The organism is Spirosoma flavum (genome assembly GCF_042686045.1).
In the GTDB taxonomy this organism is placed as follows: domain Bacteria; phylum Bacteroidota; class Bacteroidia; order Cytophagales; family Spirosomataceae; genus Spirosoma; species Spirosoma flavum.
In genome coordinates this window covers 252,286-268,056 of record NZ_JBHUOM010000002.1, presented here as the reverse complement: position 1 = coordinate 268,056, position 15,771 = coordinate 252,286, and the positions used below count along the sequence as shown (strand labels likewise).

General features: G+C 47.2%; 11 protein-coding genes. 7 read left to right on the top strand and 4 right to left on the bottom strand.

Features of this window, described 5'->3' with window-relative positions; translation table 11 throughout:
• Window positions 1-481: 481 nt before the first annotated feature.
• Window positions 482-1,048: a DoxX family membrane protein gene (locus ACFS25_RS06605; RefSeq protein ID WP_381497818.1), complete on the bottom strand. Its 567-nt coding sequence runs from the start codon at window positions 1,046-1,048 to the stop codon at window positions 482-484.
• Window positions 1,049-1,294: 246 nt separating this feature from the next.
• Between ACFS25_RS06605 and ACFS25_RS06600 the strand changes: the two genes are divergently transcribed.
• Entirely contained in the window at window positions 1,295-1,897 is a 603-nt protein-coding gene (locus ACFS25_RS06600) for a hypothetical protein (protein WP_381497815.1), read from the top strand.
• 89 nt (window positions 1,898-1,986) lie between these two features.
• Here ACFS25_RS06600 and mgtE read toward each other — a convergent pair whose 3' ends face one another.
• Window positions 1,987-3,339 (bottom strand): magnesium transporter, encoded by a 1,353-nt coding sequence (gene mgtE, locus ACFS25_RS06595; protein ID WP_381497813.1) that lies wholly within the window; start codon window positions 3,337-3,339, stop codon window positions 1,987-1,989.
• Window positions 3,340-3,395: 56 nt separating this feature from the next.
• On the bottom strand, window positions 3,396-4,214 hold the full coding sequence (gene rsmA / locus ACFS25_RS06590) for a 16S rRNA (adenine(1518)-N(6)/adenine(1519)-N(6))-dimethyltransferase RsmA (RefSeq protein ID WP_381497811.1): 819 nt from the start codon (window positions 4,212-4,214) through the stop codon (window positions 3,396-3,398).
• Between the two features lie 345 nt (window positions 4,215-4,559).
• On the opposite strand from rsmA, the gene ACFS25_RS06585 reads away from it, so the two are divergent.
• The gene (locus tag ACFS25_RS06585) at window positions 4,560-5,012 is read left to right on the top strand and encodes a hypothetical protein (protein ID WP_381497809.1); all 453 of its coding nucleotides are present in this window, start codon (window positions 4,560-4,562) and stop codon (window positions 5,010-5,012) included.
• Window positions 5,013-5,177: 165 nt separating this feature from the next.
• On the opposite strand, the gene ACFS25_RS06580 is transcribed toward ACFS25_RS06585, so the two are convergent.
• On the bottom strand, window positions 5,178-6,932 hold the full coding sequence (locus ACFS25_RS06580; protein ID WP_381497807.1) for an Ig-like domain-containing domain: 1,755 nt from the start codon (window positions 6,930-6,932) through the stop codon (window positions 5,178-5,180).
• Between the two features lie 245 nt (window positions 6,933-7,177).
• On the opposite strand from ACFS25_RS06580, the gene ACFS25_RS06575 reads away from it, so the two are divergent.
• The 5 genes from ACFS25_RS06575 to ACFS25_RS06555 all read left to right on the top strand — a co-directional run bounded on the left by ACFS25_RS06575 (window position 7,178) and on the right by ACFS25_RS06555 (window position 15,700).
• Window positions 7,178-8,686, top strand: a complete 1,509-nt coding sequence (locus ACFS25_RS06575) for a tellurite resistance TerB family protein (protein WP_381497805.1) — start codon at window positions 7,178-7,180, stop codon at window positions 8,684-8,686.
• Between the two features lie 65 nt (window positions 8,687-8,751).
• The gene (locus tag ACFS25_RS06570) at window positions 8,752-9,195 is read left to right on the top strand and encodes a hypothetical protein (protein WP_381497803.1); all 444 of its coding nucleotides are present in this window, start codon (window positions 8,752-8,754) and stop codon (window positions 9,193-9,195) included.
• A gap of 8 nt (window positions 9,196-9,203) precedes the next feature.
• Window positions 9,204-10,694, top strand: a complete 1,491-nt coding sequence (locus ACFS25_RS06565) for a hypothetical protein (protein WP_381497801.1) — start codon at window positions 9,204-9,206, stop codon at window positions 10,692-10,694.
• A 141-nt stretch (window positions 10,695-10,835) separates the two neighbouring features.
• Window positions 10,836-14,270: a hypothetical protein gene (locus ACFS25_RS06560; protein WP_381497799.1), complete on the top strand. Its 3,435-nt coding sequence runs from the start codon at window positions 10,836-10,838 to the stop codon at window positions 14,268-14,270.
• Between the two features lie 77 nt (window positions 14,271-14,347).
• A complete protein-coding gene (locus ACFS25_RS06555; RefSeq protein ID WP_381497797.1) occupies window positions 14,348-15,700 on the top strand; it encodes a hypothetical protein in 1,353 nt (450 codons plus the stop codon).
• The last annotated feature ends 71 nt before the right edge of the window (window positions 15,701-15,771 follow it).

The window sequence follows — 15,771 nt, the reverse complement described above, 5'->3', positions numbered from 1 at the left end:
CTGGAAAAAAGCGTATCTGAATATTAGCGAGGAAAGTGCAACCAGTCGATTCAAGAAAGAACATCCTAATGTGAGGGATTCCAGCGTTAGAAGTGTACACTTCGATGATGAATTCTGTATTGGTTCTAAAGGTGAAATCACTCTCTATTAAAAGGCATTACCAACAATAAACCAAGGTTTGCCAACTCAACGTTCCGGTTAATTATTAACGTGCAGCATTCTAGAGAAAACTTATATTAGCTGAACCGGCAAAATCACTAGTAGTCCTCCCAAAACGCGATGGAATTGATACCCGGCAAAGGCGGATTATAATGCGTATATTACTGTAGGAAGACGTTGTTGTAGTTTCTTTTGCCAACTTGGTCAAACGGCTCTACACAATTATTGTGGTGATGTTGCACCCCTAGCCGAAGTAAACCAAAGACATACATAAGAGCTTAATCGCCAATGGATCAGGCTACACTTCAACGGTCCTTTCTTTTTATACCGCAGCAACTTTCCTAGCCAGGCGCTTAACACCATATACGCCGGGAATACGTGTTTGCAACGTACTGCGTAGGCTTTGGGGCTCGGCCACAATACGGGCACCCGTCCAAGTTGATGCAATTACCATACCTGCAGCAACCAATATAATATCCTTAATGATATATTGAGCGGCTAAAGTAGGCGCATGCAAAGGGCCAGGAAAAAGCTCACCTGGATAGATTAATAAAGGTGACATAGCACCAATCATTTGGGCAGCCATCAGCCACACGCCGACTCGCAAAAACCGACCAGAGACAAAGCAAATACCAATTACACACTCAAGTGCGGCCACAAAGTCCATTGCACTATGCCCCGAAAATACCCCTAACGTAAGGACCGTAGTAGTTCGCGTTGCCAGTGATTCAATAGGGCTGATACCAGGAAAGAATTTTAGAATGCCGAATCCCAGGAAAATAATCCCCATCCCAATACGCAATAACAAGATGCTGTAGGCGACTAACCAGCGATTGATACTAGTGTCCAAACGATCGAATCGATCAAAAAGATTTGTTAAGGTTTTCATAATCGCTGACTAGTTAAGACGTTTGATTTTTGCCTATACTAACGCCCTATTGACTCCCTACGGATTTGTCAGTGCTATTTTTTAATTAGTAATTTATATAACCTGTGTTGAGCTACTTGCCCATCCACCCTGTACCTCACAGCCTATATGAACTACCTTACTACCGCTTTGCTACCATAGTTAGTCCATTCCATTGCCCTCTTGGATAGACTAAGTATCTTGCAATTTGCTTCCTTTTACTTGCCTATGAAACACCTATTCCTGAAAAGCTATTTATGCTTATTGATGATTATGACCGTCTCAACTAACGTTCTTTTAGGTCAGTCGTTAGCAACGGCAGATTCTGTAAAAGCGACTTTCAACTTTAAACAAGCCCCGTGGTATATTCGGTCTACACCGTTTTCGATCTATGCCACAGCAGGTAAAACAAGCGACCGTGTCGCACAAAATATTGAGATTGGGAAGACGTTTCGTGTTGTTGATGTGGGTATTGCCTTTGGCAGAAATTCGTTACGGCCCGATACGACGTTGTTTCTCGAAGGCCGTGTAACAATGGATGTAGCCAATTATGGCATCTTTGCCAATGAAATGACAATTGGCGCCGGTAAAGTGTTCGACTCGAAAGGAAGTTTAATGTTGGAATTAAGCTATAATATCTTCGCCCAGGTGGCAACAAATTTCGGCGTTGGTTTGACGACGGGGTATTATGATTTTAGCAACGATTCGTTCGATAGTTCTAAGACGTTTTATGGCATTGTTTTTCGCTATGGCTTACAACGAACTGATTCTGGTGGCATCGTTGGCATGGGACGGGGACGTCGCGTCCGGACAGGGCATGGACATCGGTAGGTTATCAGTCGTTATTGCCAATAGGCGAACAGACTATTTTTTTGTAATGTACTTTGTACCAGACGCTTTATCCTTAAGGGATGTATAAACTAAACCTCTGCCAGAAGCCACTGGGCAATCATAAAATAGACGCCAATCCCAATCAGGTCATTCGCTGTTGTGATAAACGGGCCAGACGCTACCGCGGGGTTAATACCGATTTTGTTAAGCAATAAAGGCGTTACAGTGCCCATAAACGAAGCTAGCAACACCACTGCCAGCAAGGAACTAGCGACCACAAAAAACAATCGTGGTTCACCAATAATGAAGGTGTAGGTACCCGCAATTAATCCCACTACCAGACCATTAATGACTGCTACCAGCAATGTTCGGAGCAGTCGCCGACCCAGTGTTGTACTTAGGCCCGATGTGTCAGCCAGACTTTGCAAAATCAACGATGAGGTTTGAATGCCGACGTTGCCACCCGTTGACCCGATAATAGGAATGAAAGCCGCTAAAGCCGCAACTTTCCCTAGCTCACTCTGAAAGCCATTGATGACTGTTGCCGCCAGTAAACTCCCGACTGCCCCCGCCACAAGCCACGGCAGTTGTACTTTCGAGCGATGCCAAACACTATCATCTTCCTCCACCTCACCCGATAGCCCCGAGATAACCTGTATATCCTCTTCAGCCTGGTCAGTAATTACGTCCACCACGTCATCAATCGTGATTCGGCCCAGAAGTCGCTGCTGAACATTTACCACGGGAATAGCATCCAGGTCATACTTCTGCATAACCTCCGCCACCTCAGTAACCGAACGATAGGTTTCCACAAATACAACGTCTTCGTCGTAAATATCAGCAATTTTGGCATCGTTCCGGGCCAGCACAATCTTCTTCAACGACACCAGGCCAAGCAATTTACCAACATCGTCTACTACGTAAACGGCATACACGTTTTCGACATCTTCGGCTTGCTGGCGAATTTCTTCAATGCAGGCATCTACCGTCAAATTAACATTGATTCGAATTAGCTCCTTCTGCATTAGACTGCCTGCCACACCGTCTTCGTAGTGTAGCAAATCCAGAATAAAGCGGGCCTGTTCGCGGTCTTCAAGCAAGCCAATTACTTCTTCCCGTATCTGAATTGGTTGCTGGTTTAGTACGTCCACAGCATCATCAGAATCCATCTGATTAATGAACGGGGCAATCTCAAACGACGTAAATAACTTCAACAAATTAGTGCGCTCAGTCTGGTCTAGATTAGCCAGAATTTCGGCTCCAACAGATTTATCAAGTAGACTGAGCAGATAATGGGCTGATGCGGGTTCCAACTCATCAAGAATTCCCGAAATGTCAGCTGGATATAACTCTTCCATCTCCAGCCGCAGCAACGAATCATTGCCTGCTTCGATGGCTACTTGGATGCGGTCGAGGTAGTCTTTTGTGAGTTCGAAAGTCACGGTTTCAATGAATGAATTATGGATAATAAACGATAATATAACGAGTTCATCATTTATTATTGTTCTGGCGACTCCGTCATCATTAATAAGGTCAATTGCACAAACTCCGCCACACTCAGTTGTTCGGCGCGTTTGTCCATGAATGGGCTGGCGAGGGCCGCTTCTGGTGGATTAAGGGGTTTAAGCGCATTGCGAACCGTTTTTCGACGCTGACTAAACCCGTGCTTGACGACCTGTGTAAACTTTCGCTCATCGCATCCGAGATCAACTGTCGCGTTACGCCGGAGAGAAAGTACCCCCGAATGAACCTTTGGTGGGGGATTGAACACCTCTGGGCCAACCGTAAATTCATAGGTAATATCGTACCACGCCTGTAGCAATACGCTCAAGATTCCATAATCTTTATTACCCGGTCCTGAAGCGATTCGTTGCGCTACCTCACGCTGAAACATGCCCACTACTTCGGGCACCCGGTCGCGCATTTCTAACACTTTAAAAAGTATCTGAGACGAAATGTTGTAAGGAAAATTACCAATAACCGCAAACGACTCCGTATTTTCAGGCTCTTTTGTTGGTAGCAAATCGGGCCGGATAGTCAGGAAGTTAGATGCCAGAATTCGACCGTCCAGCGCCGGAAAATTTTGTTTAAGATAGTCGACCGACTCGCGGTCAATCTCGATTACGTAGGTCTCAAATCGACTATCTTGCAGCAAAAACTGAGTCAAAACACCCGTTCCCGGCCCAATTTCGAGCACTTTTTTATACGGTTCACCATCGTGGCCGCCATGTCCCGTCAAGAGTTCGACGATACGCTGAGCAATGCTCAGGTCTTTCAGGAAGTGTTGGCCGAGTTGTTTTTTAGGTTTAACGTACATGTTGCAGGCGGTTCTGGCCGCACTAGCGGTCCGGCGCAAAGGTACGGGGCTACGAGTGAATAATTGGCGACTACCTCTAACTGTGTCTTAGCAAGACTCAGATTATGGGTCATTACCCGTTCATTTCTGATAAGTTTGCTAGGCCAAAATAGACAACTTATAGTTTAAATAACCGTCCATGTTTCAGCTTTTCAGCTACGTATATATTAAGCTTTTTGGCTATCTACCTTGTAAAATATACCGGAAGAATGTAGCATTGTGTCACTATCAGGCACCTCTTGATACACCCCAAGAGGCCTAAATAATAAAGCCTACACTAAACTATTTCTTTGAAATCTTAAAATTATGAAACTCGAAATTGCGCTTATTTTAATTGTAGTAATGTCCACGTTGAGTAATTGCAAGACGAAACAACCACTCTTACCAATTGATGGAACTTGGGAATTAGTTTCGGCAACAACTATAGAAAAGGACACGACTTTTTCTACGTTCAACCCGAATCATAAAATGATTAAAATCATTAATTCAACGCATTTCGCTTTCTTAAACCACGCTGTAACGCTTGAAAAAGACTCAGCGTCTAATGCCTTCACGGCAGGCGGAGGAAAATACACGTTAGTTGATAGTATCTACACGGAGCATCTAGACTACTTTGTCGATAAGAAATGGGAGAATAACAAATTCCAATTTGTTATTAAAATTGTAAATGATACGCTAATTCAAAAAGGGATTGAAAAAATTGACAAACTTGGTATTGACCATGTGATTATCGAAAAGTATAAACGAATCAAAAGCTAAACCACTAACTATCAGAATATTGCTTGCAATAAAAGGCAAGGCTTTATTACAAAAACAATTATTAGCTAATTAGGCTTTCTTATGCTCTTCGTGGTGTCAGGTTCTCAAACATGACACCACGAAGAGCACAAAAAAGCCCTGTAATAAAAAGGCACTATATCTAACTCAGAAATCGATATCGGTCAGCTCGAAGTTCTGCTTCACGCGAATGGTTCCGTTCTCTTCTGTACCGGGATTATAGATAATTCGTTCGGGCTGGACACCCTTCTGCACATTACCAATATCCCGCTTCCGATTTCCGTTAGCGTCAATAATCAGTCGAACGCGGTATAAGCCGGGTCTAAGACGGCCAAAACTATAAGTAGGCGTTCCATAAGCCGTCCGAACAACTTTGTATTTCTCGTCCAGTAACTCAACAATAAATTTATTTCCAGCAGAGCCAACTGTAGCGGGATTAATCCGACCGGCAATCAGGCCGTAGCTGTCTTCCTCAGCAATGGTGTATTTAGTTGAATACCGCGCCAGCGTGTCACCCTGAACACTAATAAACGAACCTTTCAATAACCGGAACAGCAAACTATCACGCAATGTAATCGGCTGTTTAATAACCAGATGCGAGAAATTATTACTCCAGATCAGGTCAGAAGGCGTTAGGGTAAATGGCTTCGTACTATCGGGCCCCATGATAATACGTTCAGTACTGTAGCGCAATACAGGTTTATTAAAGGTCAGCGTAAACACCTGATTCTTGTCAATCGGCTCGTTCGACGGGGGAGTTATCTGAACCGCTAGTGGCGTCCGGTTCTTGGCCTTTGTTTTGAGTGGCGAAAAGTAAATCCGCTCTCTCAACTCGGTAAGGTTTCCAACCGAATCTTCGGCCATAATAGTCAGGTGGAGCGTGTCACCAGCAGCCCGGTTGGCTGGCCTATAAAGCCGAATCATTCTTGGGCTTTCCAGAAATGAAATCAATGTGTCACCCGATGATGCGGCCACCGCAGGCGCTGTACTTGTAGTGGATACCGTTGTTGCTGATACAGCCGTCGTGGATACAGCCGTTGTAGAGGTGGATGTTGTAGAGGCAGCCGATGTTGAGACAGGTCTACCAAACCGCATTTTGTAGCTGGCAATGCCACTACTAAGTTCCAGCCCCAATGTTTCGTCAGTACGTTCGCGTCGGCTGATACGCGGTTTGCCATAACCCCGAAAAGCAACCATGTTAACGCCGGTGTAGTTTCTTGTCAGGTTCAATACGCTGTCGCGGAAAGCCACACGCTCGCCCGGCGTGTTATTTACTAAATTCAAATCTTTATCGTCGAAGCCATAGACTTTATATGGCCCGGCCTTCACATTCTCGATGCGGTAATTGCCACTACTATCGGTTCGGGCAAAATACTGAGGACGTTTTCGATTAATAGGCAATGTGTCGGTAGAGGCAAACAGACCCACCACAAAACCCAGAAGCGGCTGGCGGCTTTCATCGTCCACAACATTTCCCGTTAGGTAAAGCGAGTCAATAACAGGGCCAGTGCTGAATACAACTTTGGTATTTTTGGCAATATTACGCTCGGTGATGTCTTTAATACCATCCGCAAAATCAATCGTATACGTTGTGTTGGGCAGAAAAGGCTTGCTAAAATTCAGCCGGATACCCAGCGGCAAGGATTTCACCACGAACGTGTTGCTGTCCTGTGGCGTAATCGTTATTTTCTGCTGAAGATTCTCGCTGTTAACGTACTCATCAAACTCCAGCTCGACCGACTTACCAGAATAATTTAACTGACGAGACGCTGGCAAACTGCTGATTAATTTTGGCGCCAGGGTATCTTTTTTGCCGCCGGGTGGTTGAGCTACCTGCGCACAGTTTTGGAGAAGAATCGGAAGAACCAGCAAAAAAATCAGTACAAGGTGGCGAAGCGTCATGGTAGGGGTAATCAGAACTACAAAGGTAAACGTCCGTTCATCGTTAATCCGTACCGATTGACATAAAATGGCTGGCTGGTTCGTTACGTTGTATAGAAATTTAAGAAAATTTAAGGTGAATTATGTTAATGACGGGGTAGCCCGTGTGAGGATTCCTATTTTTGCGGCTTCCAGAATGCGTCTGAGTTGCACTGTATCTCATACATATGGTGTGCTTAAAAACAAAATCATTTAAAATCCAATTCATGGTTCACACCCGTTTTTGTTTGTTGTCACTTCTTGTTCTATCGGTAGGCTGGTTATCTGGCTGTTCTGGACCAGTCGATGAGGTAAATAGTCAAATCAGTGACGCATTGACAAATGACAATCAACTTGATGCTACCGAAGCCCAAGCCATTCGGTCGCTTTTGATTAAAGAAAGGAAAGATCTTAAGGATGAAGACAAAACAGCTAAGCTGTATAAGGCTGATGGAAGTATAGACGATGATGCCTTATCAACTTACATCAAACGTACTATTGACTATCGCAAATTAGCTAAAGACGGCAAAACTCCGACGGTGTCTTTAGTAGGTGCGGTAACGTCCAGCAAACCGTTACGGCTAAAAGTTTACCTCGAAGCAAGCGCCAGCATGTTTCCCTACGATGCTCCCAGCGGAAACGGCGCATTTAAGCGCACGCTAAACGACGTATTGACGGAGTTCGACGCGGTTAATCCGGGTCAGGGGAAGCTATTCGTCGTGAATACGGAGGTTAATGATTTAGGTTTGTCGCTGCCACAGTTTTTCAAGGAGAAAAATATCTTTACAGTTGCGAAAACGAAAGGCAAAACAACCAGTACTGACTTTGAAGGTATTTTCAGCGAAATCCTGCGCAATACGTCCGGTGATGATCTGAGTGTGTTGGTCTCGGATTTGATTTACTCCGACCCCAGTTTAACGGGTATGAGTGCCCAGAAAACGCTGGATGCCGCCAGTTCGCTACTCACAACGGTATTTAATCCCTATTCCAGTACGCACTCGATGCTGGTCGTAAAATTGAAATCCGACTTCGACGGAACATATTATAGCTGGAATAACGCCAAGAAAAAGTACACCGGCGAACGGCCCTATTATCTCTGCCTGATTGGTCGAAATGAAACGCTGCAACGGCTCTATCAGGATCAAACTTACCAGACTATCCGCCAATTCGACCAATTACCCGGCTTTACCGACTCCTGGTTCTTTGGTCGGGATACAAAAGCAGTTACCCCCTTTTACAGTCTGTTAGTAACTGACCCCGCCCGCAAAGGGCATTTTAAACGGTCTAACGAAGAAGTCCGTAGTCATGCCAAAGCCATTCACGCCCTCGACGATGTGCAACCCGACGTTACCGACAAAAGTCTGGCGATTCCGGTAGCAGTCGATCTATCGGCCTTACGATTGCCCGCGTCGCTGCTAACCGATGCAAGCCAGTATGTTGTGGAAGGAAAAGATAACTTCAAGGTTTCAGCCGTACAAACGTATGAAGGGGCGAATGGCACAACGCATAAACTGTTGCTGACCACAAACAAACCCGCTCGTGGCGAGCGTACGGCGACAATTCGGCTACGGCGGCAGTTTCCACCTCACTGGGTTGCCAACACGAACACCACAAACGATGCTTCGCCTGATGCTAATTCGACGTTTGGCATTCAAAATCTCTTGCAGGGCGTCGAGCGGGCTTACAACCCAAATAACCAAACCGAGTATTTTACGCTTACCATTACACTGAATTAACTAACCTGATTTATTCACCGCTACGGCGGACTGTTCATTTCCTAAATCATTCACGCAATAAAAGAATGGAAGAGTCGCTTTATAATTTTTATAACCTGTTCGTTAACGGCAGCCTACTCGAAGATTTATACCAGGAAGAACTATTGTCGCCCCTAACATGGTCGGCGGTGGGCCTTGCCTTGGTAGTGGCCTTCGCGTTTTATATATGGCCGTTCAACAAGGTAAGTTTTAGCGGTATGAGTCACTGGCTACTTATGACGGGTGTTAGCGCACTGCTGTTGTTTGTCATTACGCTTATCACCTGCTACCAGAAGGCCAATCAGGATATTCCGCGCGATGAAGCTGATGCCAACCAGGGAACACTATTCGATCAGGGCTTCAGCGTATTTCTGAGCTATGCGTTCGAGATGGCCTTATTAACGGTCATTATTTTCTTTATCATCTCGATGGTGATGAAAAATTTCAGTAAAAATGCCAAACACCGGCCCATGCTCTGGCCTTCGAAATAATTAAAAACATGGCTAAATTATTTGTATTCGCCATTGGCGGAACGGGTTCGCGAGTGTTGAAAGCACTTACGTTTTTGCTGGCGTCGGGCGTCAAAATGAATAATACCGACGAGATCATTCCGATTGTGCTGGACCCGCACGCTACCAACGACGATCTGCTGCGTACCAAAGACCTACTACGTGAATATGGCAACATCCGCGCGGGGCTGCAGACAAAACCAACGTCGGGCTTTTTCAGCACCGAAATCAAGACACTCAACCGGGCCATTGGTGGTAATGCTACGATTGCGGATACGTACGTCTTTGAATTGCAGGGGGTTCAGCAGGAAAAATTCCGGGATTATATAAATTACGAAGGATTGGACGCTCCCAGCAAAGCATTCGCCAGCCTGTTGTTTTCAGAAGAAAACCTGGAAACGAAGATGGACATCGGCTTCGTGGGCAATCCCAACATCGGCAGTACGGTGCTAAACCAGTTCCGCTACTCCGACGTGTTTCAGGCATTTGCCGAGAACTTCGGGGCCAACGACCGAATATTTATTGTCAGTTCAATTTTTGGTGGTACGGGCGCGGCTGGGTTCCCAATTCTGCTGAAAAACATTCGGGGAGCACAGGCCATCGGACAGATTCCGAATCCGGCTTTTTTGACCAATGCCAAAATCGGGGCAGTGACGGTCATGCCCTATTTCAGCCTGACGACCAGCGATAATAAACTCATTGATCCGGCTTCGTTTATTGCCAAAACCAAAGCTGCGCTTAATTATTACCAGAAGGGCGTCAACCCGGCGGTCAACGCACTCTATTACATCGGCGACGATCAGACGAAAGCGTACACCTACGACCCCGGCGCGGGCGGTCAGAAAAACGAAGCTCACTTTGTTGAAATGGCATCGGCGCTGGCTATTGTCGATTTTATGAATATGGACGATAGCAGTTTAGCCGTTGCCAATGGTCGGCCAACGAGTCCGGTCTATAAAGAGTTTGGTATCGAACAGGACGGACTAAGTATTCAATTGGGCAACCTTGCCGGAGCGACCAAGCAGCTTATCAGCCTGCCGTTATCGAAAATGGCCCTGTTCAGTACCTACCTTAGCCAACGGCTGCGACAGGCAGCTGGCACGGTACAATGGTCGAAAGCGAATCCTCAAATTTCAACGTCGTTTCTGAATTCGTCGTTTTTCAACAGCGTCAAAAATTTCGATACGGGCTTCCGGCAGTGGCTTTCCGAAATGCGGGAAAACAAACGGTCGTTTGAGCCATTCCTGCTCGACGCAACTAATCTCGGCCATACGGTGCGGGGCTTCGAGCCGAAAAAGAAAGGCATCTTTGGGGGTGAGTCTGATGTGAAATTAGATATTGTAGACGATTTAGATCAAACACTCAACAAAACTGCCGAGGGTAAAGCCTACGGTAGTGAGGCCGACAAATTCGTACAATTATTTTCGGAAGGCACCGAGCAGTTTGTTCGCGAACGACTGCCGAAGGTGATGGATTATTAATTAGCCAACGTTCAAGATTGCTTTATCACCTGGGCTGTGTCCTTATGGGCCACCTGACCGGATGGTTTTACTATCGCAAGAGTGGGCCGTGCTACGCGGCCCACGGTGATCTGACCCCGGCAAACTTGAAACACCAATATTATGCCAACAACATTCAGCTTACATAACCCAACACCAGGGCTTCACTGGTACGTCAGCAAGCCCCTCGGTACCGACCAGATTGCGGCTATCCGCGACCCACAGGGCGGCCAGACCACTAAGCAGGCAACCTCTATTCCGAGTCCTTTTGCCCGGATGGATCTAGTGCGGTCGGCCTTTCTGAATCTGGCCCTTAAACCTGATCTTAGTGGCACCGTCAACGATCAGCGTGTCGTGTCTGATTGTCTCGACGTGGGCGAATTATTTTTCAATTACGACAAACTTAAAACGTTTGTTACCATTACGCCCTTCGACATTCGCACGGACCTCGACCGGCTTCGGCAATCGCCTAGCCTGGGGCACAAGCGGCTGGGCGACGCCTTAAAGCTATTTCTGGACCAGGACGCAGCCGAATATAATTTCAACGCGATCAATAGATTATTTGTCCTTAGCTACCGGGGCCGGGTTGTTGGCGGCACTTCGCCCAAAACGCTGTTTTTTAGTTCAGGAAATGACCTGAGTTGGGTTGATGTATCGATGGGAAATGACCGGATGTTTGATGCGTCTGTTTGCCCATTGCACCAGCGCGACATCGAATACCAAAAATTCTGGTACGCCATTAAGTTATTCATGCCCAACTTCCGCGACCGGTTCCGCGAAGTAGATGACTACCTCAACCGTAGCCGCACGCTGTTGCAACAGCAAAATCCAACGCTATTTTACGAACATATCGAGTCGCCCAACGGCCAGCCGCTACTAACGCGCGAAAAATTCGATCAGGATTTTGATGAGCTGACAACGGGTCCGGGTGATGTGGTGGAAGTGCTGGGTTTCCCGCTCCGCAAGAAAAAATCCGATGCCCGCGCTATTGATCAAGTCAGTGATTTCATTATCAAATCCGACAAATATGCTCGCCTGAATCCAAATCAGCCGCGTCCGATGGCGTTGCAAAATCGCTTTTTTCGGCAGTTTACCTATGTCCCGCAGGCACAGTGGAACTCGAATACACCTGTCCCCTACTACGCCCGCGAATCGTGGCGTGAAAACCAACGGCCTTTACCGGGCCAGCCGGGAAATTACCCCTGGCTAACGGTCAGCGACTTTTTGGAGCCGTACCTTATTCGATTGCCGTTTCCAACCGATCGGGGCCGTTTCTTCGACGGTAACCTGCAAACCCCCGCCACCGATAAGGGGTTTTTATTACCTCTAAAAAAAGATTTCTTTGATTTCTTCGATATAGATGATCTGTTAACGGGTCGCGTTCGGTTAAAAATGACCCCGCAGGGTGGCGGCATCAACGTCACACTCGACATTCCTGTTACAGCACCTAACCAGCCCGGCAACCAGTTTGTAACCTTCGAGCGGCTTTATAATCCAACCGTTGGTTCGTCTAATGCACCCAATGAACTCACGAATGAAGGCATAGTTACCGAAAATTCGTTCACGGTCAACATCTATCCATTTGTGCGGTCGGGCGCGGTTACGGTACCCGCCGACTATCGCGTTCAGTTGATCGAGTCGGGTTTTGATAGCCAAAATCAGTACGATCTGACGTATTTCGGCCAGAAGAACAACACGGAAGTAAAAGCCGAATCGAAGCACCAGCGCACCGTTCGGCAACAGAATACTGACGGGTCGAGTGTATATTATGTGCTACGGGAGGAGTTTGACTACCTGCAAACGCATATCCGCGCCGATGGCCGGGAAATGAACGGCGTACTAATTCCGCGCTGGCAGGAATACAGTGGTGGCAGCAAACAGTTTGAGTTTTCTGTGGATTTTGGAACGACTAACACCCACGTCGAATACAAAGTAGATGGTGGCTCACCCCGTCCGTTCGATGTGGCCGAACTAACCCCGCAGGTTGCTACACTAGTGGCACCGGCGCAATATAATCCGGCTCTGTTTGAGTTGTTTTTACTCTATGATCTGGAGTTTGTACCACCAACGATCGGCCCCGGTCGGCCAGACAGCTTCCCGACGCGTACAGCCATTGCCGAGCCGATGAATTTGAGTTTCAATCAGCAGACACAGGCGCTCGCCGATTTTAACATCCCGTTCTACGTAGAGCGGCAACCGGCGGGTTCTAACCGGATCACGACTAACCTCAAATGGGCTAAAAACAGCGATCAGACCGAACGGCGCGTGGAGGCTTTTCTGGAAGAATTGCTGATGCTGATTAAAAACAAAGTGCTGACTGAGGGTGGCAATCTGACACAAACGACCGTTTATTGGTTCTTCCCGGCTAGTATGACGCCTGGTCGTGTAAGTCAGCTACGCACAGACTGGCAGGAACTATATGATCGCTACATTGGCGGGTCGCCAGGTCGTTTACGCGAGGTGTCGGAGTCGGTAGCACCGTTCTATTACTACAAACAAAACCCAACGCTGAGCGCATCAGCCCGGCCCGTTATCAATGTTGATATTGGTGGTGGAACATCTGATGTGGTTGTCTATGAGCGCAATGAGCCCAAGTTGCTGACTTCGTTCCGGTTTGCGGGCAACGCCATTTACGGCGACGCCTTTAGCGAGTATGGTGCGGCCAGCCACAACGGTTTTGTTCGCAAATATGCCGATAAAATTCAGACGCTGCTGGAGAGTCAGAGCCTTGGTAATCTGAGCGATAACAACCGGCGTATGCTGGATACGAACCGTTCCGAAGATATTATGGCGTTCTGGTTCTCGATTGAGAGAAGCAACGATGTAAAAGCCAAAAGTATGCTTTCGTTCAACGGCATGCTGGCAAAAGACGAAGATCTAAAAGTAGTATTTGTTTTGTTTTACACGGCTCTTCTCTACCACATTGCGCGGCTGATGAAGCATCGGGGTATTGGTCTGCCGGGGGCTATTACGTTTAGCGGTACAGGCTCAAAAGTGCTGACAATTATCAGTTCTGACGACCAGATGCTGGGAAAATTGGCGCGGGCAATTTTCGAGAAAGTATATGAGCAACCTTACGACACAAGCGGGCTTACGCTATTCTATGAACGCAAAGGTCCGAAGGAAGTTACCTGCAAAGGTGCCTTGATGCAACCGGCCAACAGTCGGCCTGTCGATACGGAAGCCATTAGTTATGTATATCCAGCTACCTTCAACGATGAATTTTCAACCCTGACCTACGACGACTTACGAAAACCGGAAGTTGTTGACTCGCTCTTGAAGGAGACCAACGCATTTATTGACTTCTTCTTCGCTATTAATCAGCAGTTTAGCTTCGTCAGGAATCTGAATGTGTCAGCCCGGTCGCTGGTAGTAGCGCAGCAGGAATTACGAACACATCTGGACACCTCGCTGATGGACGGTATTCAGCGGAAAGAAGGTGACGTAGCGGCTGAGTACAGCGGCATGACGGATGCGCTCGGCGCACCAATTGAAGAAACGCTGTTTTTTTACCCGCTTATTGGCGCTATCAATAAATTAGCTAACGCATTGGCCTAACGTTTGTATGTGTCTGTAATATCGGGTTTAAGAACCGCATGGGCGACACCACAGACACGTACATACCTGACTACTTTATGAAAACGCATAGAATTTTTCTGACAACAGTTGGGCTACTCGCGTCAGCATCGCTGACCTTTGCTCAGAATGCGAATCAGGCGGCTGTTGATACGCTCACTAAAGATGTGGCGAAGGCTGTGTTTGGGAGTTTACAGCTATTGCCTAATAACCTCAAAGCCGCGCAGATTTATGATCAATTGACCAACTGTGGAGAAGGCTGCGACGCAACGGTTATTATCCGAACCGTCGGCGGTTATGATGCAGTTGGTGTTAAAATGGAAGAATTGGGCCGTCTGAAAAATACGGCTCGATTCCAAGCCATGTCACCAGAAGATGCAAATGCAGGTATTCGTCAGGAATTAGCCCAGTTCTACGCAAAATATAAAGCCGACAAAAACTACGGCAAACCGCTAAGCCCGGCTGTTCAAGCGCAGCTACTGGCCAAGATTGACGAAATGCTTCCGCCAGCCATTGCGCCCGAACCGTCGCCAGCGGCCATTAATACCTCGGCAGCTTCGGAGACGGCAACGGGCGACGAAACAAGTATAACACCGGAAGCGCTTCAGCTAAGTAAATTGGAACGTCGGGCAACAGAGGCAGAAGAAAAACAACTCCTGATGATGATAATAGGTGCACTTGTTGGATTAGTAGTCGGTGCCGGTGGTGTTTATATATTTGCTTACCGCGCACTGAAGAATGAGGTAGATAGGCTAGTAGATGACAACAATAGGCTTAGCCGCCAAAATGATGGTCTGCGTACCAAACCGACAAATGAACCACGGCAACCACAGGGACAAGGTGATTTTCGGCAGAAAGCCAATGCTTACGATGCTATTCTGGCAGAATTGGGTACCGAAAACCCATTGATTGCTATTCGCCAATTGAAGCAACAGACCGACAATGCAACTCTAAAGTCTGTGCCTGTCATGCGCTCTGGCGAGCCAGTTATTGAGCCGGATACATTGGCCAAACCCGCTCCTCCTGTTCATATACAGGCACAAGCTACTCCCATTCAAACAGCAGCTCCCTTACCGACCCCTGCCCGTTCGGAGGTATTTTATTTCCCGCCCCCTGATCCAAACGGGCAGTTCGATCTCCCCCAGAAATCTAGTTCACTGTCGCCTGAATCAGCTTACCGGTTCAGTATCAGTGCCGCTAACCCATCGGTTGCCTCATTCAGATTTGAAGCCGAACCGGGTCGGGTAGCCCGTTTTCTGACCTATCGGAACTACATGATAGAACCCGCCTGCGAAAGCGAGAACAGCTATACCCCCACACATACCCGCATCACCATGCGTCGGGATGGCGAGGCAGTCCTCGAAAACAGTGTATGGCGAGTAAAAACAAAAGCGCTGATTCGGTATGAATAGATGGGTTTGATGGTATAGGACATCAATCCATCAAACCCATCTATCAGCGCACACTATTTTGCCAAATTGTG